The sequence below is a fragment of the Bacteroides sp. Marseille-P3684 genome (genome assembly GCF_900291465.1).
GTDB lineage: Bacteria > Bacteroidota > Bacteroidia > Bacteroidales > Bacteroidaceae > Phocaeicola_A.
Window position 1 is genome coordinate 2,015,574 of record NZ_LT985808.1, and the last position, 21,244, is coordinate 2,036,817.

A 21,244-nucleotide genomic window follows, 5' to 3' on the forward strand; every position below is an offset into this window, starting at 1 on the left:
GCGTAATCTGCGTTCATTGCAACGTTCCTGGAGTTCAGGAGTATCAGGCAATGCCGTGTGCGTTGGCGTCTTTGTCAATCTTCTTTATTAAGCCCTGGAGCACTGCGCCCGGTCCGCATTCGGTGAATTCATCCGCGCCGTCGGCAATCATGTTTTTGACAGTTTGTGTCCAGCGGACGGAAGCGGTCAATTGTGCGACCAGATTTGCCTTGATTTCTTCGGGAGAGGTGTGGGGCAGAGCGTCCACATTCTGGTAAACCGGGCATTTGGGCTGATGGAATTCAGTAGCACGGATAGCAGCTTCCAACTCGATTTTGGCAGGATTCATCAGCGGAGAGTGGAAGGCACCGCCCACTTTCAGCGGAAGGGCACGTTTGGCACCGGCAGCCTTCATCAGTTCGCATGCCTTGTTGATGCCTTCGATGGAACCGGAGATGACCACTTGTCCCGGGCAGTTATAGTTGGCGGCAACGACAACTTCGCCGGTCTCTTTGGTAACTTGCGTACAGATTTCCTCTACTTTCTCATCCGGAAGGGCAATGATGGCAGCCATGGTGGAAGGAGCGGCTTCACAAGCTTTCTGCATGGCCATTGCACGTGCATAGACGAGTTTCAGACCGTCTTCGAAAGACAAGGCGCCGGCAGCAACCAGCGCAGAGAACTCACCCAGTGAGTGACCGGCTGTCATTTCAGGCTTGAATGCGTCTCCCATACAGAGTGCAGAGATGACGGAATGCAGGAATACCGCAGGCTGGGTTACCTTGGTCTGACGGAGGTCTTCGTCCGTTCCTTCGAACATGATGTCCGTGATGCGGTAACCGAGAATATCATTGGCTTTTTCAAACAATTCCTTGGCGAGCGGGTTGTTTTCATAAAGATCTTTACCCATACCTACGAATTGTGCTCCCTGTCCGGGAAATACAAATGCTTTCATATTGATATAATGTTTAAATGATTTTCTTAATTTGACGGCGCAAAGGTAGGCATTTTGCCTGTTTCTGCAAGGTCTATTCTTTTATTTTCATGGGAATAGGGGCAAAGAAATGATTCAACGGTCCGTGTCCGCTGCCTATTTCGATGTCTTTTCCCTTTCTGATTCCTTCCCGGACGTAGGTTTTGGCTCCGTCTACGGCTTCCGGCAATGAACGGCCCTGTGCCAGTAATGTGGCAATGGCGGAGGAAAGGCTGCAACCGGTGCCATGGGTATTCCGGCTTTCAACTTTCGTGGCGGAATAGAGCCGGGGGGCTGTCCTTCCTGCCATGAGCAGTACATCGACCATTTGATTCCCTCCCAGATGTCCTCCTTTGAGCAAGACTGCCTTGCAGCCGAACTTGAGCAGTTCCTTGGCTGCCTGTTGCATGTCACTGACTGTTGAGAGCTGTTTGCCACAGAGCACTTCGGCTTCTTGCAGGTTGGGAGTGATGACGTCTGCCAGGGGCATCAACTCCTCGGTAATGAGCCGGATGGCATCATCTTCTATGAGTTTGTGTCCGCTGGTTGAGACCATGACCGGGTCAAACACCACATGGCGGGGATGATAGAACTTCAGGGATTCTACAATGGCACGAATGACGGCTGTGTCGTTGACCATGCCGATTTTGATTGCTTCGGGATGGATATCCTCCATGACGGCGGCAATTTGTCCTTTGACAATCTCTGCCGGGACCGGGTGGATGGCACGTACGCCACATGTGTTCTGCACGGTGATGGCCGTGATGGCTGTAGCGGCATAACTTCCCAGTGCCGAGATGGTCTTCAGGTCAGCCTGGATACCGGCACCTCCACTACAATCGCTGCCGGCAATACTGAGTACGGGAATGTAATGTTTCATAATTAAGGTGGTATTTTAACGGTTAATGAAAGCACAGCCACAGATTGTTCCGTGTCGCAGGGGCTGCGTCCGGGGATAAGTCACGGCTCTTGTCTGTGAATCTCCTTTCTTCTGTGGCTGTGCCTGTATGGTTGGTTGACGGATGAAGGAGCTTTATCAGAATACTTCAAAATCTCCTTTGGCATCCGATTTTACTTTCTTCACGGTCTTACCATTGATTTTCAAGTTGTCGAACCGGATATCATGGTATTTCCCGGTCATCTTGTTCCCTTTTGAGGAGACGTTGTTGAACTCGCAGTCCTTGACATTGATGTTGTAGATGTTGTCATCTTCGTCCAGTCCGTTGATCAGGATTCCGAATTTGCTCTTGTTGCACGTGATGTTCTCCAGGTTGACATTCCGTACGACGGGCGGGAAGCTGCGGTCGCACTTCTCCTTGTTCTCATATTGCAGGTTGATGCGCATGACTGCTTCGTTGCATACGCCTACTTGAATATTGCGTACGAAGATGTTCTCAATGATGCCTCCGCGGCAGTTGCTGGTCTTGATGCGTACCACGCGGTCGAGTAACGGACTGTCCATTTCACAGTCTTCCACATACAGGTTGCGGTAACCGCCCGAGATTTCGCTGCCGATGACTACACCGCCGTGACCGTTGCGCATCTTGCAGTTGCGGACCACGATGTTCTCACTGGGAGCGGCCCAACGACGTCCGTCGGCATTGCGACCGGACTTGATGGCGATGCAGTCGTCGCCCGTGTTGAACGAACAACCCTCAATCAAGACGTTCTGACAGGATTCGGGGTCACAACCGTCGTTGTTGGGGCCCAATCCGTCAATGGTCACGTTGCGTACAATCAGGTTGTTGCAGAACAGCGGATGAATCACCCAGAACGGAGAGTTCTTCAAGGTGACGCCTTCGATGAGAACGGCATTGCAGCGGTAGAAGTTCACCAGTTGGGGGCGAAGGGCGTCTTCCGGTGTCATGACGCGCCGGTCAATGGGGGCAAACGTTTCCGCCAGTCCGAACAGACGGTCGCGTCCGCCCATCAGCTGGGTGCGCTTGCCCTCTTTGGCAAAACGGCCGCCTTTCATGTACCACCAGGCATCGGCGGAGCCTTGTCCGTCGACTGTTCCCTTGCCGGTCAGGGCGATATTGGTCTCGCCGTATGCATAAATCAACGGATGTGCATTGTAACAGTCAACTCCTTCCCAACGGGTAATCACGGCGGGGAAGTAATAAGACTGGTCGGTCGTAAACTTTAAGGTTGCCCCTTCTTCCAGATGAAGATTGACATTGCTCTTCAGCGTGATGGGACCTGTGTAGAAGTCACCCTTGGGGACAATGACGGTACCGCCACCTGCCTGGTTGCATGCGAGGATAGCCAGGTTGATGGCTTCATGATTCAGTTTGTCAGGATTATTGGCAATGGCTCCAAAGTCGGTGACAAGGAACGTGCGATCCGGGAACTGTGTACGTTTGATGTTCTGCACGATTTGCTCTGCCTGTTGGAATGCTTCCTCCATTGTCTGAGAGAAGGCACTGCATACGGCCAGGAGCATGGAAAGTAATAGGGTTGTCTTTTTCATAATATGATTTGTGATGAATTCTTCGCAAATATAAACGTTTCGAAGAAGGTGGCAAAATGTGTTTTGGTAAAACCATTTCTCAATTAGGATTTTGCGTACACCGGAATCAGCAAGTCTTCGTCGGGCCAATGGGGCAGATAGAAGAGGGGACGAGGCGTGCCACCGATGCCGGCCCATTCGATGCGGCGGACCTGGTCCACGTCAGGAGCACCGAAGTCGAACGAACGTCCATAGAGCAAGATGGCACCCCGGCTGTCGTCTGCCTTCCAGAATCCTCCGCCATAAGGGCAAGTCTCATCGAAATCCAGCAGGTCGCGGTGCATATAGACGTGCCCGAATCTCAGCACGCCGTCTTGGTTGATAATGAATTTCTGATACATAATCGTTTGGATGAATGGATAACCGTGTGTGAAACGTCGGACCGTCATACAAGGCAGTATGTCAGGACCAGCTGCAAGAGGAGGATGAGCGGAATGCCATACTTGAACTTCTTGTGAAGGGTCTTGTGGTGCCATACCCGCATGCCGCACCATGCACCGATGCTTCCTCCGCAGGCTGCAAGCAGGAGCAGCGAGGACTCAGGAATGCGCCATCGTCCTTTGCGTGCTTTCCACTTGTCGATGCCATAGATGATGAAGGTGAGGATGTTGAGGCTGAGCAGGCAAATCAGCAGGATGGAGACGAAACTCATGCTCATGCGATACCCAGCAGTTCAATCTCGAATATGAGTGTCGACCCTCCGGGGATGCCGGGCTGTGAGAATCTGCCATACCCCATTTCCGCCGGGATATACACTTCCCATTTGTCCCCTACACACATTTGCTGCAGGGCGATAATCCATCCGTCTATCAAGTCGCAGAGACGGATGGCTAGCGGCGCACCTCCGCGGCTGCTGTCAAACTGTTTGCCGTCAATGGTCTTTCCGGTGTAATGTGCGGTAATGATACTGCGGGGAGAAGGGTGGCGTCCGTCCTGCTTGCCTTCAGCCAGTACTTTATAATAGATGCCTTTGGGCAGTGCTTTGACGCCCTCTTCTTGTGCTTTGGTTGCCAACCATGCTTGGTTGGACTGTGCGTATGCTCCTTTACTCATGATGGGTCAATGTTTGTCTTTCTGTTTAGGAGTCTGTCGGAAGACTCCGGTTCGTGATATCGCAGGCAAAGGTACATGTATGGGACGTATGTTGCAAGAGACCTCTTCAAAGACAGGGATAGATATGGACGGAGGCAGGCTTATGCAGACCAAAGTATGATACTTAGGCACCCTAAGTATTATACTTTGCCTGCCTAAGTATAATACTTTGGTCCCATTAAGTGGCGGTTTAATCTTTCTTATGCCTGCAGGTTGTATAGCTTCAGCTTGTTATAGAGTGTTTTCCGGTCAATGCCCAGCAGGATGGCGGCTTTGCTCTTGTTGTTGTTTGTCTGACGCAGTGCATCCAGTATTTGCCGTTTTTCCATTTCCTCGTTATGCAGTGCCAGTGAAGGAGTGGCTTGTGAGCTGACCGGTTCTATCAGGTCCTGTCCGATTTCGCGAAGTGTGATGAAGTCGCCCTGCGCCAGCAAGGTGGCACGTTTCACCAGGTTGCGCAGCTGACGCAGGTTGCCCGGCCACGAGTAACGTTGCAAGGCAGCCATGGTGGGAGCATCAAAGCCGACGAGATGGCGGTCCAGCTCCCGGTTGGCTTGGTCCAGGAAGAAGTTGGCAAAGAGTAGGATGTCTTCTTGGCGGTCCTTGAGTGCCGGCATGCGTAGGGTAAACTCATTGATACGGTGGTAAAGGTCTTCCCGGAAAGTACCCTTTTCGATGGCTTGTTCCAGGTTCTCGTTGGTGGCACTGACCACCCGTACATCGACTTCAATCTCTTTGGTCGACCCGACAGGGCGGATGCGACGCTCCTGTAACGCACGCAGCAGCTGCACCTGCACGTCGTAGCCCAGGTTACCGATTTCGTCGAGGAACAAGGTGCCGCCGTTGGCTTCGACAAAAGCTCCGGTCTTGTCGGTCACGGCACCGGTGAACGAGCCTTTCACGTGTCCGAAGAACTCAGAGGCTGCCAGTTCCTTGGGGATGGAACCGCAGTCGATGGCGATGAAGGGCTTGTCCGCCCGTTTGCTCAGTTGGTGGATGTGATGGGCTACGTACTCTTTGCCCGTTCCGCTGGCTCCGTTGATGAGCACGGACATCTGTGTCGGAGCGACCAAGCGGACATAATTGTAGAGCTGGTGTGCGGCTTCACTTTCTCCTTCCAGGTAGTTCTGGGGGTCTGTATAGATGGAGTTTGAAGTGGGCTTGGCTGTCGGTGCGGGGGTAGGGCTGCTGACGGCGGACGTGCCGTTGCGCAGGGCTTCCTCGATTTTCTTCAGCAGTTCATCCGGTTGCACCGGTTTGGAGATGTAGTCGAATGCGCCACATTTCATGGCTTGTACGGCGGTCTGTATGTCCGCATAGCCGGTCATGATGATGAGCGGACACCCGATGCCCTGCTTATGCATCCAGTTCAGTAAGGCAATGCCATCTTCATCCGGAAGTCTCAGGTCGGACAGGATGACGTCATAGTGGTTGTCGGTCAGTTCGCGGCGGGCACGTGTGATGTTGCTTACCGTGTCTACTTGAAACCCCTTTTTGCCGAGCCAGGTCTTCAGCATCAATGAGAATGTAAGGTCATCTTCTACTATAAGGATGGATGTTGACATTGTTCTTTGTTCTTTTTGTAAGCAAAGGTAGGTGTTTCTAGTGTCTGTGCTGTGCTTCTTTAATTATTTTTTCCATTTGAAGTAATACAATGTTGATTTTTTGTGCGACGGATGCGGTGACTTCTTCATACGGTTCCCTCTCCAGTTCTTTCAGGATGGGCACGCACTCCTTGGCCTCAATCATGGTAAACAGAGGCAACAGCTTGTGGGCGATGGACCGGATGGCCCGGCAGTCGCCTGCTTTGACTGCTTCTTCCAGTCGTGCCTTGTTCTGTCGGGTTTCCTCGATGAACGACCGGATAATCTCGTCAGAGGCTTCGGCGTCGTCTTCCGAGAAGGCTGTCAGCGCAGCAAAGTTGAACGAACCGTCGTCAGTCCGGAGCAGGGTGGTAGCCGATGGAGTGGGCAGGGAGATGGCTGCCAGTGTCCATCCGGTCTGCTGCTCGATGAGCCGGATGACTTCTTTCTTACTGTAAGGCTTGTGCAGGCATCCCGAGAAGCCTTCGGCTATGAATTGCTGTTCATCAATCTCGCTGCGGGCAGTCAGGGCAATGACCGGGATGCGCCGGGCTTGTTCACAGGGCAGCCGGCGCAGCTCTTTCAGCAGTTCGAACCCGTTGAGTCCCGGCATCTGGATGTCGGTGAACAGCAGGTCGTACGTGTTCTTTTCCAACTGTTGGAACAGGACGTCGGGGCTTTCACAGCAGTGGACTTCCAGTTGGGGATGGTGCAGCATGGCTCTGGTCAGGTCCAGCTGTATGCGGTCGTCATCGATGAAGAGCAGGCGTATCTGTTGCCCGTCGGGCAGGGGAACCTTGGGTCGTACGGTGGCAGCCGGAACCTTTTCTTCGGCAGCTTTCGGGGATGTATCGCCCGCAGCCAGGTGAAGGGGCAGGCTGACGGTGAACCGGCTGCCTTGTCCCGGATGGCTGTCTACCCGGATGTCTCCGTTCATCAGGACAATCAGCCGTTGGGTGATGGCAAGTCCGAGTCCGAAGCCCTCCTGCCCTTGTGCGTTCTGGAGTCGGGTGAACTCCTCGAACATGTGCTTCTGCTCTTCCATGGAGATGCCGCTGCCTGTGTCTGTCACCGAAAAGTGGAAGCGGGCATCCCGCAACTCAATGTGGAGGGTGATGCTGCCTTGCCGGGTAAACTTGAGGGCGTTTGACAACAGGTTGTCTGCCACCTGCCGGATGCGGAAGGGGTCTCCCATGTAAAAACGGTTCAGCCGCTCGTCTCCTTCAAACCGCAGTTGCAGGTTCTTCTTGTTCGCCAGCGGTTCGAAGCTGGTATAGATGGTCTGGAACAATTCATAGGGGTTGAACGGAATCTGGTTCACTTCCATCTTGTGTGATTCCAGCTTGTGGTAGTCGAGCAGGGAGCTGACAAGGTCAAGCAGGTGACGGGCGGAACTTTTCATGTTCTGCAAGTAGAAGCGTTGGCGTTCCTCTTTCAGCAGACGGGTCAACAGGTCGATATAGCCCAGGATAGAGCCGACGGGAGCCTTGATGTCATGTGTGATGGTCAGCATCAGCTTCTCGCGAGCCATCAGCAGGCCTTCTGCACGGCGTTTGGATTTTTCCAGTTCCTGACGGTAATGGTTGCTGCGCAGGATATCCCGTTCGATGAAGAACAGGAAGACAACCACCAGGATGATGGCCATGATGGCGACAATGGCAATGGTGTGTACGGACTTGGAACGTACGTTCTGTTCCAGTTGCAGCCGTTGGTTGATGAGTGCCTGTTCTTCCTGTTCGAAGGCCTGCAGAATCTGGTTCATGCGTAGGCTCAAGTCCCATCCGGTCCGTTTGAAGCTGTTTATCTTTTCCTGGACGTTGCCTTGTACGTGCAGGATGCTGTCGCTCACCTGGGTCTGGATGGTCCGCAGGATGGTGGCTACGGTGTCGGCAGGATTATAGGCATTGACCAGTGTGTCGGTCACCAGTTCGCGTTGTGTGTTGGTGACCAGTGTGGAGTCTTCCTTGGGAGGCACGAAGACTTCCGCCAGCCGCTTGAAGAAGCCCGGACGTTTCTGCTTGACCACGTAGGACTTCTCGCGGACGACGACCTTCTGCTGTATTTTCTTGGGGCGGGGGACAGTCAGGGTGTCCTGTCGCTGGATGATACGCTCGATCTTCTGCTGGTAGATTTGACCGGTGTTGGCTTCGTTCATTGCCTGCAGCAGGTTGTACATGTTCCATTCCTTGCGCTTCAGCAGGAATACAATCGTGTCCAGTCGGTTTGCCTGTATCTCGTCGTTCTGGATAGCCTGAAGGTCCTCGATGGCTTGGCGTGAACTGTCCAGTGCACACTGGTAGCGGCGGAACTCGCTTTGCTGTCCGGCACTGACCGACTGACCGATGACTTCCGCCTGGTAGAGCTGGCTCAGTACCCGATAGGTGATGCGGCGCTGTTCGTTCAGCTTGTCTTCATAGGTCTCGCTTTCAGTCAGTATGTTCATCTTCTGATAAATGTAGTTGACCGAGTAGACCAGCAGCAGGATGAGCAGGACATAGCCGATGATGACCTTCAGTTGCGTCGCTTTATAGTTGGTGGACATGGTTGGTTCGTGTTTGCTGACGGAAGCGGAGGTAGAAGGCAATGCCGGCACTGGTCAGACCGACCGGGAAGCCCATCCATATTCCGACTGTGCCCCAGTCCAGGAGGAATCCGAAGATGTAGCTTGTCGGCAACGAGAGGATGATGTAGGCGACAAAGGCGATGTACATCATGGGTTTGACGTCCGCCAGTCCACGAAGGGCGTTGGCAAAGGCAATTTGCAGACCGTCGCCAAACTGATAGGCGAGCATGGGGATGACCAGGACGGCAACCAGCTGTCTGACTTCCTCGCTGTCCGTATACCAGCTGCCCAGCTGATGGCGGATGCAGAAAACAATGGTGCACAGGAACAGTCCCCACACCAGAATGAGGTGGAAGCCGGCGTATGCCGAACGTCGCAGGTTGGGCATGTCTTCCTGTCCGCGGAAGTAGCTCACACGGACGGCGATGGCTGCCCCCATGCCGTAATAAATCATAAAGCACAGGGTGGTGATGGTATTCATGATCTGGTGGGCTGCCAGAGGAGTCTCGCCCAGCCATCCCAGCATGATGGCGCACAGGCTGAACGAGGCGGTCTCCATGCCCATCTGTAGGGCAATGGGCCAGCCCAGTTTGTTGAGCTGCCTGAAGTCTGCCCGGTTGGCATACGAGCGTCGGAATCCTCTCAGGAAGGTCTTGTATCTGGGTGATAAAAAGAAGATTCCGATAAATACGACCAGCATCATCAGACGTGCAAAGAGCGTGGAGAGTCCGCCACCGAGCAATCCCAGTTCCGGGAATCCGAACGTACCATAGATGAGCAGGTAGTTCCCGACGATGTTGAGCACATTGCCTCCCAAGAGAATCCACATGGGAGTCTGTGTGTCGGTGATTCCGTCGGCAAATTGCTTGAAGGCATTGAAAAGCATGATGAGGGGAAGCGAAGCCCAGAGAATCAGGTAATAGGGCTTGATGAAAGGCAACAGTTCTTCCGGCTGTCCCAACTTGTCGAGGTTGAGATAAAGGATTCCCATGACGATGCACAGGAATACGGCTATCAGCAGATTGGCGAGCAGGCTGTTTTTCAGTTTGCCTCCCGCCTCTTCCTCTTCGCCACGACCGTAGAGCGCTCCGACGATGGGCGTGAGTCCGTAGGAGAAACCCAATCCGAAAATGATGGCGAGGTTGAACAGCGTATTCACAAAGCCGGCTGCCGAAAGTTCCGCAGCACTGTGGTGCCCGATCATCATGGTGTCGGCGAATCCCAGGATGATGGTGCCCAACTGTCCGACCATGATGGGGACCCCGAGATAGATAAGTTCTTTGTAGTGTCGTTTGTAGCTGATGGGTTGGTTCATTTGGCTTCTGCGTTATAATAGAGCGTGCAACTGTTTTCGGGAATGAATGTTTCCTGTGCGACCCGTTGCAGTTGCTGGGCTGTCACATTGCGATACTTGCGCACCTCATCGTTGAGGTCTTCCGCGCGGCTGAGCATCTCGAAATAGGCAAGATTCGTTGCCACGTTCAGGTAGTTGATGTTGCCGAAGATTTGTTCCGCTTCATAGCGGTTCTTCACTTTGTCCAGTTCATGCTGGTCAGTCGGCGTACGCTTGATTTCTTCCAGTTCCTCCCAGACGGCCCTTTCCACATCCTGAAGGGTGTAGCCCGGGGCAGGCTTCCCGATGATGTGGAAGAGTCCGGCATCCAGGCTGCCCGAGATGTATGCATCGATGCTGGAGCAGATGCGCCGTTCGACGACCAGCCGACGGATGAGGCGGCTCGATTTGCCGTTCGACAGGATGTCGGACAACATGTCAAAGGCGTAATAGTCCGGATGCAGGCGGTCGCACATGTGGAAACACAGATAGAGGGCGTCGACAGGGACGGGACGTGTCATTTCCAGTCTTCGCGCTTCCGTCTGACGGGGTTCCTGCGGCAGGTTGCGTGCGGGGACCTGCCGTGCCGGAATCGGTCCGAACCACTTTTCAGCCAACTGTAACGTCTCGTCAAACGAAACATTGCCGGTGACAGCGAGTATCGCATTGTTGGGTGCGTAGTAGTGGAAGAAAAAGTCTTTCACCTCTTCCAGCGTAGCCCCGGCGATGTGGCTGATGTCTTTTCCGATGGTCGGCCATTGATACGGGTGGACCTTGTAGGCAAGGCTGCGTACGAGGTGGGAGGTGTCTCCGTAGGGCTGGTTCAGGTTCCGCTGTTTGAACTCTTCGATGACGACTTGCCGCTGTACCTCCAGACTTCTCGGGTTGAAGTCCAGGCTGAGCATGCGGTCGGACTCCAGCCAGAAGGCAACCTCGATGTTGTGTGCCGGGAGGGTCAGGTAATAGTTCGTGATGTCGTTGTTCGTCCACGCATTGTTCTCTCCGCCTGCATTTTGCAGGGGAGTGTCATAGTTGGGAATGTGGACGGACCCGCCGAACATCAGGTGTTCAAACAGATGGGCAAAGCCCGTGTGGTCCGGAGCTTCATCACGGGCACCCACCTTGTAGAGGAGATTGAGTGCAGCCATTTGCGTGCTTTTATCCTCGCTATGCACGACAGTCAATCCATTGGGTAAAGTGTATTTATTGATAGCAATCACTTCCGGTTACTCTCCTACGGTTACTTTTTTGATAATGACATTTTCTACCGGACGGTCAGCTCGTCCTGTTTTCACGTTCTGGATGGCATCGACTACGTCCATACCTTCGATGACTTCGCCGAACACCGTGTATTGTCCGTCCAGATGAGGCGCTCCTCCTACGGTCGTATAGGCTTTCTTCTGTTCATCCGTGAAGCGGAACATGTGTGCCAGGACTTCTGCTTTAGCCTGTTCAAACACTTCATCTTCCAGTTTCTTCAGTCCGATGGTATCATTCGCCTTGCGCATCATGAAAATCTCTTTCATGTGTTGGCGTGCCAGGCGGTCGAAGGTCGCTTGCAGTTTCTGCTGGTTCAGTTGGGTTTCCAGTCCGTCCAGTTCCGCTTCTGAAAATTTCTTTCCGGTGACGATATAGAACTGGCAACCTGAAGATTCTTGTTTCGGATTGACGTCGTCTCCCATGCGTGCAGCAGCGAGTACTCCGCGGCGGTGGAAGTATTTCGGATAGACGAACTCGGCAGGGATGGTGTATCCCGTATCACCGGACCCCAGAGTGGCAGTATCTGACGCATTCTTTGATTTGGGGTCTCCGGCTTGTACCATAAAGTCTTTGATGACGCGATGAAAGAGGGTGCCGTCATAGAATCCTTCTTTGGCAAGTTTCACGATGTTATCACGATGTTTGGGGGTATCGTCGAACAGACGCAGGCGGATGTCCCCCATACTGGTCTCTAATAAAAGTACAGTTCCTTCCATATTCTTTTTGTTTTTATTTCCGCAGGCAATAAAGCTGCAGAGTGTCAAGATGCAAAAGATGCTTATAAATGTTTTTTTCATACTGATTCCTTCTTTTAGGCTTCGCAAAGATACATGATTAATCTCGTATTTATGCTCTGTGAGTTGCAAGGGCTGTAAAAAATGTGGAGAATACTTTTGTTGGACCGGGCGACCAGACCGGTCGCCCCTACATTTCACATTGCCCCCAATCAGGTGAAGGTCTGGGCGGCCGCGATACTGGAGGGCGTGGAGGCGGATACAGGAATAAAAAAAGAATTCTAGCTCATCCCGATTTTCCTCTTCGGGCAAGGTAATCCGATGACCACGGCATGGGACTCCCGGTTCCACGGCATGGGACTCTCAGTTCCAAAGCCTGGGACTCTCAGTTCCAAAGCGTGGAACTTTAAACCCAAATGTCTTTATAACTTGATGCAAAGAAAAAAAGAGGATGCCGGACGGACCGACACCCTCTTTACTTATAGGAAATTTGTTGGGTAAAGCTTATTTCAGCAGTTCACTCAACTTATTGGTCAAATCTTCACCACGAAGGTTCTTTGCCAGAATCGTGCCGTCTTGACCAATCAGGACGGTAGCGGGGATAGCGCGAACGTTGTACAGTTTGGCGCCTTCACATTGCCAGCCTTTCAAGTCAGACATTTGTTCCCAAGTGATGCCCAGTTCTTTGATAGCCTTTTTCCAAGCCTCTGCATCATTGTCCAAGGAAACACCTACGATGCCAAAACCTTTGCTCTTGAAGTTCTTGTAGTCATTTACCACGTTCGGCATTTCGGCGCGGCAGGGACCACACCAGCTTGCCCAGAAGTCAACCAAAGTCACTTTGTTCTTGGCTACGACATCAGACAGCTTGAGGTCTTTTCCGTCAGGGGTCTTCATGGAGAAGTCGATGAACTTCTGTCCGACAGCAGTCTTCTTCTCGGCTTCAATTATGCTCTTGATATTCTGGATAGCTTCTGTGTTGGCATAGTTGGCAGGAAGCTGACCGATGAGAGCTTCTTGCTCTTCCGTTGTGAATTCAGAATATGCCTGAGTGAAGAAGGTATAACCCAGGATGTTTGTGATGTTCGTCTGGATGAATGACTTGTAGAGGTTGGAAGTCTCTTCGCCAATCTTTCTGCGGAGTTCCATGAACTCAGCCATCTTGGCGTTGCGGTCTTCTTCGCTCAATGTGGTGTCCTGGAGAGCCATGTAGGCAGCTTTGGCAGGAGCGCTGATGCTGTCGTTCTTGTGCATGAAGTCGCCTAGCAGGTCGTTGTGGGTTGTACCGCTGATGAGGTCACCGTCTGCTGTACATTTGATATTGATGTTACCGTTCTCAAGAACGAAAGTTACACCATTGTAAGGTCTCTCTTCGCCTTTATTGAAGAAACCGATGTTGAGGATTTCAGTAGAGTCAGCTTTCCCTTCAAAGACGAACTGTTTGTTTTGTACCTCCACGGTATCCATGTAAACCATGTTTCTGCCTTCTTGTTTGAAGAGGATGGCCAGAGTACTGTCTTTGATGGAAGCTCCTTCGTCAATCGTACCTGTAATTTTATAACCGCTCGGCTGAGATTGACAGGCAGCGAGGATAGCTGCGCTAGCTAATAAATAAGTAAGTTTTTTCATATTAAATGATTTGTTTTTTAAGAGATGCGATAAAGGTAGATATTCTTTTCTATCTGCAAAAGAATCTTATGTAATATTTTGGTAATATTAAATCAAAAACGTTGCCCATTCATACTTTTGAAGAAAGGGCAACGCTTGTATTAATTGGAATTTTCCGTACAAAGTGTTACGGCATAATGTATTGCGAGCTGATGGATTCGTTGGCCATCACGCGACGTATCGTTTCGGCAAACATGTCGGCAATGGACAACTGACGCACCTTGGCACAGCGGTTGGAGTAGGGGATACTGTCAGTAAATACCAACTCCTCCAGCATGGAGTTTTGCACGCGTTCGGATGCCGGACCTGACATGACGCAGTGGGTGGCGATGGCACGTACGGAACGGGCTCCGGCTTCACGCATGATGTCGGCAGCCTTGGTAATGGTTCCGGCGGTATCGACCATGTCGTCAATCAGGATGACGTTCTTGTCCTGTACGTCGCCGATGATTTGCATGGTGGCAACTTCATTGGCCTTTTCGCGGGTCTTGTGACAAAGCACCAAGGGTACAGCCAGGTATTTGGAGTAAGTGCTGGCACGCTTCGAACCACCGACGTCGGGAGTAGCAATCACGAGGTCATCAAGCTTCAATGACTGGATGTAGGGGACAAAGACCGTTGAAGCATAGAGGTGGTCTACGGGTACATCGAAGAAGCCTTGAATCTGGTCTGCATGCAAGTCCATCGTAATCAGACGGTCAATGCCCGCAACGCTCAACAGATCGGCAACCAGTTTTGCACCGATGGATACACGGGGCTTGTCTTTTCTGTCCTGACGGGCCCAACCGAAGTAGGGGATGACAGCGATGATGCTTTTGGCAGAAGCTCGTTTGGCAGCATCAATCATCAGGAGAAGTTCCATCAGATTGTCCGAGTTGGGGAACGTTGACTGCACTAGGAATACGTGGCGGCCACGTATGGATTCCTCATAGGAAACGGCAAACTCACCATCCGCAAAGTGGGTGATGTTCATGTTTCCCAGTTCACATCCTAAACTGTTGCAAATCTTTTCTGCAAGGTATCTCGAATTTGTACCGGAGAATACCATAAAAGGTGCTTTTTCGCTCATGATTTTTACAATAGAGTTTATCTATTCGTTTTTAATTTTTTGCAAAGGTATGAAATTCTTCCTTACTTGCCGGGCAATACCTTTAGTTTTTTTGGTTCTTGTCTTGGGGCATGTTATCCTGTGTCCGGGCTGATTGACCGTTGAATGGCTGTCCTTTGGCTGTTGTTATTCCGCCAGTTTTTTCAGTTTCTTGAAGTGGTCGATGATGCTTTTATAGCTGACGGTGTTGAATGAGTCGAAGCGGTTCCAGATGTCTCCCAATACGGCTGCACCTCCGAATCCCAGCTCCTTGACGTGGCGTATGTTGTTGGACTGGATGCCGCCCAAGGCAATCACCTTGCGGTCTATGATTCCGGTTTTGGATGCTTGCATGAGTTGTGAGCCGGAATAGGCCGAGCTGTAGTTGTTCTTGGAAATGCTGTCGAAAATCGGACTGAGAAAGACATAGTCACAGAGGACCTTGCGGCGTTTTACGTCGTCGATGGAATGGCATGAACAGCTGATGTGTCCTTTATAGGAAGCCGGTATTTCCGGATTACGGTGGTTCAGGTGGATACCCAATAGGTTGAATTCTTCCGTCAGGTAGAAATGGTCATGGACGACAATACGTTTGTGGTATTGTTCGGGGATGAGTGTCAGCAGACGCTCTGCATAGATAGGCTCTGTTCCCGGTTTGCGCAGGTGCAGGTAGTCCAGGCCTTCTTCAAACAGGGCGGTGATGATCTGGTCTTCCTCGGTGAAGAATGTCGGGGTAGTTATGACTATAAGTTTCATTCTGGTTCCAATTTTCCGCAAAAGTAGTAACATCTGTTCTAAGTGCGAACAGTTTAGAGCAAAATAATGTTTGATTGCATCGTTCTTAAATCAATCGTCCACAGTTTGCCGATGAGGGGCTCGCCGAATCCCGTGATGACTTTGAGGGCCTCGCATGCCTCTACGCAGCCTACTACGCCGGGGGTAACGCCCATGACTCCCTTGGGTGGAGCGGGCATGGAGAGCATCTCTTCTTCATCGGGATAGAGGGTCCGGTAGTTGACCGGATGCTCCGGATGGTTGAAGACGGCGACTTGTCCGTCGAAGGCGCGGATGCTGCCATAGACATAGATTTTCCCCAGCCGGACACAGGCGTCGTTGATGAGATAGCGGGTGGCAAAGTTGTCGCATCCGTCGATGACCAGGTCATAGGGAGCGATGAGGCTGTCCGCATTTTCGGCTGTGAGTCGGTAAGGATAGGTCTGGATATGGACTTCGCTGTTGAGCCGCTCCAGGCGTTGCCGGGCTTGTTCGGCTTTTGATAGTCCCAGTTCGTCTTCGGCATAGAGTACTTGTCGTTGCAGGTTGCTGTGGTCGACCACGTCGTCATCGACCAGTCCCAGTGTACCGATGCCGGCGCCGGTAAGATAGAGGGCGATGGGAGAGCCCAGTCCGCCTACTCCGACGAGCAGCACTTTGGCACGGCGGATTTTCTCTTGTCCTGCGGCTCCGATTTCGGGGAGCATGGTTTGTCGGTTATATCGGTCCATGTTGAGTATATATATAAGGTGGGTGAATAAGTATAAACGGGGGGATTGTCCAATGACAGGATGGCACGGACGGTTTCATGCTTTCCGGGGAGGGGAAGCTTCCGTTCGTCCGTGCCATCGGTGTCAGGGGTATTGCAAGGAATTATCTTCCGGCAGCTCTTGTCGCATCAAAGCTGGCGTCCCAATCTTTCCAGACCGGTTCGCGTCCCAGACGTTGGAGTGCCTTCCATACTTCGACAGCCTTACGCTCGTCGCTGACGTGGAACTGTTCCAAGGTCTGCGGGTAGCTGTAGTATCCGCCCGGTTCCGTCTTGCTCTCGGCGCTCATGGTGGTCACGCCCAGCGTAGCCATGTGGTCACGGAACTCTGCGCTCTCGCGAGTGGAATAGGAGATATCCACGTCGTGGTCAAAGATGCGCATGGCAAAAGTCAGCTGTGCCAGTTCGCGGTCGCTCATGATGACGTTGGGTTGGAAGCCTCCATTTTCCGAAGGACGCATACGCGGGAAGTTGACACTGTACTTGGTTTTCCAGTAATGCTTCTGCAGGTAGCGCAGGTGATAGGCCATCATGGTGACGTCGGTGCGCCAGTCTTCCAGACCGATAAGGACGCCCATGCCGATGGAGTGCACTCCTGCCTGTCCCATGCGGTCAAAGCCGTTTACACGCCATTCGAAGTTGGATTTCATGCCACGGGGATGGTAAATCTTGTAGTTTGCCTTGTTGTACGTCTCCTGGAAGCAGATGACCCCGTTCAGTCCGTGATGGGTCAGCTCCTCATACTCCTCGGCGCTCAGCGGCATCACCTCAATCTTCAGGTTACTGAAGTAGGGCTTTGCCAGGTCGAGCGCACGGGCAATGTAGGGTACACCTGCCTTGGCTGGATTCTCTCCGGTCACGATCAGCAGGTTCTCGAAGGGGGCAAGCTTCTTGATGGCCTTGTATTCGTTGACCATCTCCTCCTCGGTGAGGATGGTACGCTTCATCGGGTTGCTGGCATGGAAGCCGCAATAGATGCACGAGTTGGTGCACGAGTTGGTGATGTAGAGCGGTACGAACATCGAGATGGTCTTGCCGAAGCGCTCCAAGGTATATTTCTGGCTCAGGCGGGCCATGGTCTCCAGATAGGGTTCTGCCGCCGGCGAAATCAGAGCCATGAAGTCTTCCACGTCACAGTGTTCTTTACTCAAGGCTCGGCGTACGTCGGCGTCAGTCTTTGAAAGGATTTTCTTCGTGGTCTCATCCCACGAAATCTTTTCCAGTTCATCACTAAACATGATTCTTGCTTTTCTATTGATTGTTATAGTCGGTTACTCATTCTTTCTTGACACCTTTCAGGTCGCGGCTGAGCTTCATGGCACAGAAGTTCGGACCGCACATGGTGCAGTATTCTCCGTCGGCATGACCGCCTGCGTTGAAGTATTCCAAGGCACGGTCGGGGTCAAGGCTCAGGTGGAACTGGTCGCGCCAGCGGAACTCATACCGTGCCTTCGACAAGGCGTTGTCCCGTATCTGTGCGCCGGGATGTCCCTTGGCAAGGTCTGCGGCATGGGCAGCAATCTTGTAGGTGATTACTCCGGTACGTACGTCTTCGCGGTTGGGGAGTCCCAGGTGTTCCTTCGGAGTCACGTAGCAGAGCATCGCAGTACCCAGCCAGCCGATTTGGGCAGCTCCGATGGCGGACGTGATGTGGTCGTATCCCGGAGCGATGTCGGTCACAAGCGGGCCGAGGGTGTAGAACGGTGCGTTGTGGCAATGGGTGATCTGACGCTCCATGTTCTCCTGAATCTTGTGCAAGGGCACGTGGCCGGGACCCTCGATAAATGCCTGTACGTTCTTGTCCCAGGCACGGGTAACCAGTTCGCCCATGGTGTCGAGCTCGGCAAACTGTGCCTCATCGTTGGCGTCGGCGATGGAGCCGGGACGCAGACCGTCGCCCAGGGAGATGGCTACGTCGTAGCGGGCGAGGATGTCGCAGATGTCGTCGAAGTGTTCGTAAAGGAAGCTCTCGCGGTTGTGTGTCGTGCACCACTTGCTCATGATACTGCCGCCACGGCTGACGATACCGCACAGGCGCTTGTCTGCCAGGTGTACATTCTTCAGGCGGATGCCGGCGTGGATGGTGAAGTAGTCCACTCCCTGCTCGCACTGCTCGATGAGTGTGTCGCGGTAAATCTCCCACGTCAGGTCTTCCACCTTGCCGTCTACCTTCTCCAATGCCTGGTAGATGGGCACGGTGCCTACCGGGACGGGGCAGTTGCGTATAATCCATTCGCGTGTCTCGTGGATGTTGGCTCCCGTGGAGAGGTCCATCAGGGTGTCGCCTCCCCACTTGCAGCTCCAGACAGCCTTGTCGACTTCCTCGTCGATGCTCGAAGTGGTGGCGGAGTTGCCGATGTTGGTATTGATTTTCACGAGGAACTTGCGGCCGATAATCATCGGTTCACTTTCCGGGTGGTTGATGTTGGCAGGCAGTACGGCACGTCCGGCGGCAATCTCCTGACGGACGAATTCCGGTGTGATGTAGGTGTCGATGCCCAGCTCCTTGCAGTTCATGTTCTCGCGGATGGCGACGTACTCCATTTCCGGGGTGATGATGCCTTGTTTGGCGTAATACATCTGCGTGCAGCACTTGCCTTCTTTGGCGCGGTAGGGCAGGGCGATGTGTTCGAAGCGCAGGTGGTCGAGGCTGTGGTCGTCCCGGCGCATCTTCCCGTACTCGGACGTGATGGAGTCGAGCTGCTCGACATCGCCGCGTCCGGTAATCCAGCTTTCACGCATACGGGGAAGGCCTTTCTTCAGGTCGATTTCCACATTGGGGTCGCTGAAGGGGCCGCTGGTGTCATAAACGTACACCGGTGCATTAGGGGTGACGATACGTTCGCCGTTGACAACTTCTACGGTCGGCGTGAGGTTCACCTTCTGCATGCCTACACGGACGAAAGGATACATGGTCCCTTGCATATAGGCTTTCTCTGCATGTGCGTATGCTTTGTTTTCTGTCTTCTTTTCCATGATAGTGTCTATTTATATAAGGTGTATAAGTAGTTCCTATTGGTTGTGGGTTGATGGTGGATGAATCAGTTGTTCAGGAAGGCTGTCAGGGGAGAGCTGGCGGACGCTTCCAGTGTGTTGCCTACGCTGCCCAGTCCGGCTTCATAGGCACGGCGTCCGGCGATGACGGCTTCCTTGAAGGCTGTTGCCATCTCGACAGGGTTGCCGGCAACGGCAATGGCGGTGTTGACCAGGCAGGCCGATGCACCCATCTCCATGGCTTCGGCTGCATGGCTGGGAGCGCCGATGCCTGCATCCACGACGACAGGGACTCCCGCCTGCTCGATGATGATGCGGATGAAGTCTTTCGTCTGCAGTCCCTTATTGGTCCCGATGGGGGCAGCCAGCGGCATGACGGTGGCGGCACCGGCTTCCTCCAGCTGACGGCAGAGGACGGGGTCTGCCTGGCAGTAGGGCAGTACGACGAAGCCCATCTTCACCAGTTTCTCCGTTGCCTTCAGTGTCTCGACGGAGTCGGGGAGGAGGTAGCGCGGGTCAGGATGGATTTCCAGCTTCAGCCAGTTGGTGCCGAAGGCCTCGCGTGCCATCTGTGCGGCGAAGACGGCTTCCTCGGCATCCCGCACGCCTGACGTGTTCGGCAGGAGCTGGATGTGCGGATGACGGATGTGCTTCAGCATGTCGTCTTCCTTGTTGTCCAGTTCGATGCGCTTCATGGCTACGGTCACCATTTCGGTGCCGGAAGCAAGGATGGCTTGTTCCATCAGTTCGTTGGAGTTGAATTTACCGGTTCCCAGGAACAGACGTGAGTCAAACTCACGTCCGGCTATGATTAATTTTTCCATAATGTTATGATGAATTTGTGATTAAGATTAGACATTGATTCGGACGATGCGCGCCACCTCAGCCACCGGGTCGGCAGCACGGAGGATGGACCCCGAGAGGGCGATGCCCTGTACACCGGTCTGCATGATGGCGGGGATGTCGTCGTAGGTGATGCCCCCGATGGCAACCACCGGTAGCCGGATGCCGCTTTCCCTCATCTGACGGATGATGTCGCGGTAGCCCTCCAGTCCCAGCACCGGGCTGAGATTCTTTTTGGTGGTCGTGAAGCGGAAGGGACCGCACCCGATGTAGTCGGCTCCAGCGCGGTGATGGCTGCATACGTCGTCAAACGTGTTGGCAGTCCCGCCAATCAGGTATTCTTCACCCAGCAGCTGCCGGGCTTCGGCAATGGGCATGTCGTTCTTTCCCAGGTGGACACCGTCGGCATGGATTTCCTTCACCAGCTCCACGTGGTCATCGATGATGAAGGTGGCTTCGTGCTGGCGGCACAGTTCCTGCACCTGGAGGGCCGTTGCCTTCAGTTCGTCAGCGGACGCGTCCTTCATGCGCAGCTGGACCCACTTGCAACCGCCTTCGAGTGCGATGCGGGCAGAGTCAAGGTAGGAATACTGTTCGGTGAAATGAGTGATGAATTGTAAGGGCAGCATCGTCGTTATCCTCCACAGGCAGCTTTAATGATTACAACATGCGCTTCGGCGGGAATCTCTGTCGCGTTCCATTCCGTACGCGGAATCATCTTGTTGTTGACTGCCAAGGCTACACCTTGCCCGGGAAGTTCGAGTTGGGCTGCCAGCGCATCCACATGGATGTGTTCGGCAACCTCGTGCTCTTTGTTGTTTACATAGATTTTCATAAGCCTGTATTTAAATGGGTTCGGGAAACAAAGAGAGTTGCCGGGGAAGGCAAATGGGAGAGAAGAGTTGGATTCCGTAACAATCCCTTCGGCGGTACTAACCGCATCAGGTTCGTAGGGTATGATCTCAGCCCGCCAGTGGGCACCCCTTTGTTTGTTCGGGGGCAAAAGTAATAATAAAGCCGGAAAAGCATGTTTATTTCTTGGAATTTCTTTCGTGATTTTGTGACCATGTCGGGCTGTGACCT

At 53.0% G+C, this 21,244-nt stretch carries 20 protein-coding genes and 1 riboswitch; all 20 genes read right to left on the bottom strand.

The features are described 5' to 3' along the window. Positions 1-43: 43 nt before the first annotated feature. The 20 genes from fabD to thiS all read right to left on the bottom strand — a co-directional run bounded on the left by fabD (position 44) and on the right by thiS (position 20,996). Entirely contained in the window at positions 44-934 is an 891-nt protein-coding gene (gene fabD / locus C8275_RS07805) for an ACP S-malonyltransferase (protein WP_106484719.1), read from the bottom strand. 73 nt (positions 935-1,007) lie between these two features. Continuing rightward, positions 1,008-1,832, bottom strand: coding sequence for a bifunctional hydroxymethylpyrimidine kinase/phosphomethylpyrimidine kinase (gene thiD, locus C8275_RS07810; protein ID WP_106484720.1), 825 nt, complete (start codon positions 1,830-1,832; stop codon positions 1,008-1,010). Positions 1,833-1,988: 156 nt separating this feature from the next. Further along, positions 1,989-3,422, bottom strand: a complete 1,434-nt coding sequence (locus tag C8275_RS07815; protein ID WP_106484721.1) for a glycoside hydrolase family 28 protein — start codon at positions 3,420-3,422, stop codon at positions 1,989-1,991. A gap of 83 nt (positions 3,423-3,505) precedes the next feature. Further along, complete coding sequence (locus C8275_RS07820; RefSeq protein WP_106484722.1) at positions 3,506-3,802, bottom strand: hypothetical protein; 297 nt, start codon at positions 3,800-3,802, stop codon at positions 3,506-3,508. 44 nt (positions 3,803-3,846) lie between these two features. Beyond that, the gene (locus tag C8275_RS07825; protein WP_199881904.1) at positions 3,847-4,119 is read right to left on the bottom strand and encodes a DUF1294 domain-containing protein; all 273 of its coding nucleotides are present in this window, start codon (positions 4,117-4,119) and stop codon (positions 3,847-3,849) included. Continuing rightward, positions 4,116-4,514: an FKBP-type peptidyl-prolyl cis-trans isomerase gene (locus C8275_RS07830; protein ID WP_022386067.1), complete on the bottom strand. Its 399-nt coding sequence runs from the start codon at positions 4,512-4,514 to the stop codon at positions 4,116-4,118. The genes C8275_RS07825 and C8275_RS07830 overlap by 4 nt, the downstream gene beginning before the upstream one ends. A gap of 239 nt (positions 4,515-4,753) precedes the next feature. Then, on the bottom strand, positions 4,754-6,118 hold the full coding sequence (locus C8275_RS07835) for a sigma-54 dependent transcriptional regulator (RefSeq protein ID WP_106484723.1): 1,365 nt from the start codon (positions 6,116-6,118) through the stop codon (positions 4,754-4,756). Positions 6,119-6,155: 37 nt separating this feature from the next. Next, the gene (locus tag C8275_RS07840) at positions 6,156-8,678 is read right to left on the bottom strand and encodes an ATP-binding protein (protein WP_106484724.1); all 2,523 of its coding nucleotides are present in this window, start codon (positions 8,676-8,678) and stop codon (positions 6,156-6,158) included. Further along, positions 8,662-10,014, bottom strand: a complete 1,353-nt coding sequence (locus C8275_RS07845) for an MATE family efflux transporter (RefSeq protein ID WP_106484725.1) — start codon at positions 10,012-10,014, stop codon at positions 8,662-8,664. The genes C8275_RS07840 and C8275_RS07845 overlap by 17 nt, the downstream gene beginning before the upstream one ends. Next, positions 10,011-11,252, bottom strand: coding sequence for a pitrilysin family protein (locus tag C8275_RS07850; RefSeq protein ID WP_106484726.1), 1,242 nt, complete (start codon positions 11,250-11,252; stop codon positions 10,011-10,013). The genes C8275_RS07845 and C8275_RS07850 overlap by 4 nt, the downstream gene beginning before the upstream one ends. A 6-nt stretch (positions 11,253-11,258) precedes the next feature. Beyond that, positions 11,259-12,089: a peptidylprolyl isomerase gene (locus C8275_RS07855; protein ID WP_106484727.1), complete on the bottom strand. Its 831-nt coding sequence runs from the start codon at positions 12,087-12,089 to the stop codon at positions 11,259-11,261. 441 nt (positions 12,090-12,530) lie between these two features. Further along, complete coding sequence (locus C8275_RS07860; protein ID WP_106484728.1) at positions 12,531-13,655, bottom strand: TlpA disulfide reductase family protein; 1,125 nt, start codon at positions 13,653-13,655, stop codon at positions 12,531-12,533. Between the two features lie 166 nt (positions 13,656-13,821). After that, positions 13,822-14,763, bottom strand: coding sequence for a ribose-phosphate pyrophosphokinase (locus C8275_RS07865; protein ID WP_199881906.1), 942 nt, complete (start codon positions 14,761-14,763; stop codon positions 13,822-13,824). A 165-nt stretch (positions 14,764-14,928) separates the two neighbouring features. Beyond that, entirely contained in the window at positions 14,929-15,537 is a 609-nt protein-coding gene (locus C8275_RS07870) for a thiamine phosphate synthase (RefSeq protein ID WP_022386076.1), read from the bottom strand. A 53-nt stretch (positions 15,538-15,590) separates the two neighbouring features. After that, a complete protein-coding gene (locus C8275_RS07875; RefSeq protein ID WP_106484730.1) occupies positions 15,591-16,286 on the bottom strand; it encodes a HesA/MoeB/ThiF family protein in 696 nt (231 codons plus the stop codon). 142 nt (positions 16,287-16,428) lie between these two features. Beyond that, the gene (gene thiH, locus C8275_RS07880; RefSeq protein ID WP_022386078.1) at positions 16,429-17,562 is read right to left on the bottom strand and encodes a 2-iminoacetate synthase ThiH; all 1,134 of its coding nucleotides are present in this window, start codon (positions 17,560-17,562) and stop codon (positions 16,429-16,431) included. A 37-nt stretch (positions 17,563-17,599) separates the two neighbouring features. After that, complete coding sequence (gene thiC, locus C8275_RS07885) at positions 17,600-19,300, bottom strand: phosphomethylpyrimidine synthase ThiC (protein ID WP_106484731.1); 1,701 nt, start codon at positions 19,298-19,300, stop codon at positions 17,600-17,602. Between the two features lie 65 nt (positions 19,301-19,365). After that, on the bottom strand, positions 19,366-20,142 hold the full coding sequence (locus C8275_RS07890; protein ID WP_106484732.1) for a thiazole synthase: 777 nt from the start codon (positions 20,140-20,142) through the stop codon (positions 19,366-19,368). 27 nt (positions 20,143-20,169) lie between these two features. Then, positions 20,170-20,790, bottom strand: a complete 621-nt coding sequence (locus C8275_RS07895; RefSeq protein WP_106484733.1) for a thiamine phosphate synthase — start codon at positions 20,788-20,790, stop codon at positions 20,170-20,172. 5 nt (positions 20,791-20,795) lie between these two features. Further along, complete coding sequence (thiS, locus tag C8275_RS07900) at positions 20,796-20,996, bottom strand: sulfur carrier protein ThiS (protein ID WP_022386082.1); 201 nt, start codon at positions 20,994-20,996, stop codon at positions 20,796-20,798. A 66-nt stretch (positions 20,997-21,062) separates the two neighbouring features. After that, positions 21,063-21,156: riboswitch (TPP riboswitch) on the bottom strand. Positions 21,157-21,244 lie beyond the last annotated feature (88 nt).

Excerpts from the sequence above, each read along its gene's own strand:
- C8275_RS07840 (WP_106484724.1), bottom strand. The coding sequence starts at position 8,678 with ATGTCCACCAACTATAAAGCGACGCAACTGAAGGTCATCATCGGCTAT.
- thiD (WP_106484720.1), bottom strand. The coding sequence starts at position 1,832 with ATGAAACATTACATTCCCGTACTCAGTATTGCCGGCAGCGATTGTAGT.
- C8275_RS07830 (WP_022386067.1), bottom strand. The coding sequence starts at position 4,514 with ATGAGTAAAGGAGCATACGCACAGTCCAACCAAGCATGGTTGGCAACC.
- C8275_RS07845 (WP_106484725.1), bottom strand. The coding sequence starts at position 10,014 with ATGAACCAACCCATCAGCTACAAACGACACTACAAAGAACTTATCTAT.
- C8275_RS07860 (WP_106484728.1), bottom strand. The coding sequence starts at position 13,655 with ATGAAAAAACTTACTTATTTATTAGCTAGCGCAGCTATCCTCGCTGCC.
- C8275_RS07870 (WP_022386076.1), bottom strand. The coding sequence starts at position 15,537 with ATGAAACTTATAGTCATAACTACCCCGACATTCTTCACCGAGGAAGAC.
- C8275_RS07835 (WP_106484723.1), bottom strand. The coding sequence starts at position 6,118 with ATGTCAACATCCATCCTTATAGTAGAAGATGACCTTACATTCTCATTG.
- C8275_RS07875 (WP_106484730.1), bottom strand. The coding sequence starts at position 16,286 with ATGGACCGATATAACCGACAAACCATGCTCCCCGAAATCGGAGCCGCA.
- C8275_RS07855 (WP_106484727.1), bottom strand. The coding sequence starts at position 12,089 with ATGAAAAAAACATTTATAAGCATCTTTTGCATCTTGACACTCTGCAGC.
- C8275_RS07815 (WP_106484721.1), bottom strand. The coding sequence starts at position 3,422 with ATGAAAAAGACAACCCTATTACTTTCCATGCTCCTGGCCGTATGCAGT.
- thiC (WP_106484731.1), bottom strand. The coding sequence starts at position 19,300 with ATGGAAAAGAAGACAGAAAACAAAGCATACGCACATGCAGAGAAAGCC.
- C8275_RS07890 (WP_106484732.1), bottom strand. The coding sequence starts at position 20,142 with ATGGAAAAATTAATCATAGCCGGACGTGAGTTTGACTCACGTCTGTTC.
- C8275_RS07825 (WP_199881904.1), bottom strand. The coding sequence starts at position 4,119 with ATGAGCATGAGTTTCGTCTCCATCCTGCTGATTTGCCTGCTCAGCCTC.
- C8275_RS07865 (WP_199881906.1), bottom strand. The coding sequence starts at position 14,763 with ATGAGCGAAAAAGCACCTTTTATGGTATTCTCCGGTACAAATTCGAGA.
- thiH (WP_022386078.1), bottom strand. The coding sequence starts at position 17,562 with ATGTTTAGTGATGAACTGGAAAAGATTTCGTGGGATGAGACCACGAAG.
- thiS (WP_022386082.1), bottom strand. The coding sequence starts at position 20,996 with ATGAAAATCTATGTAAACAACAAAGAGCACGAGGTTGCCGAACACATC.
- fabD (WP_106484719.1), bottom strand. The coding sequence starts at position 934 with ATGAAAGCATTTGTATTTCCCGGACAGGGAGCACAATTCGTAGGTATG.
- C8275_RS07895 (WP_106484733.1), bottom strand. The coding sequence starts at position 20,790 with ATGCTGCCCTTACAATTCATCACTCATTTCACCGAACAGTATTCCTAC.
- C8275_RS07820 (WP_106484722.1), bottom strand. The coding sequence starts at position 3,802 with ATGTATCAGAAATTCATTATCAACCAAGACGGCGTGCTGAGATTCGGG.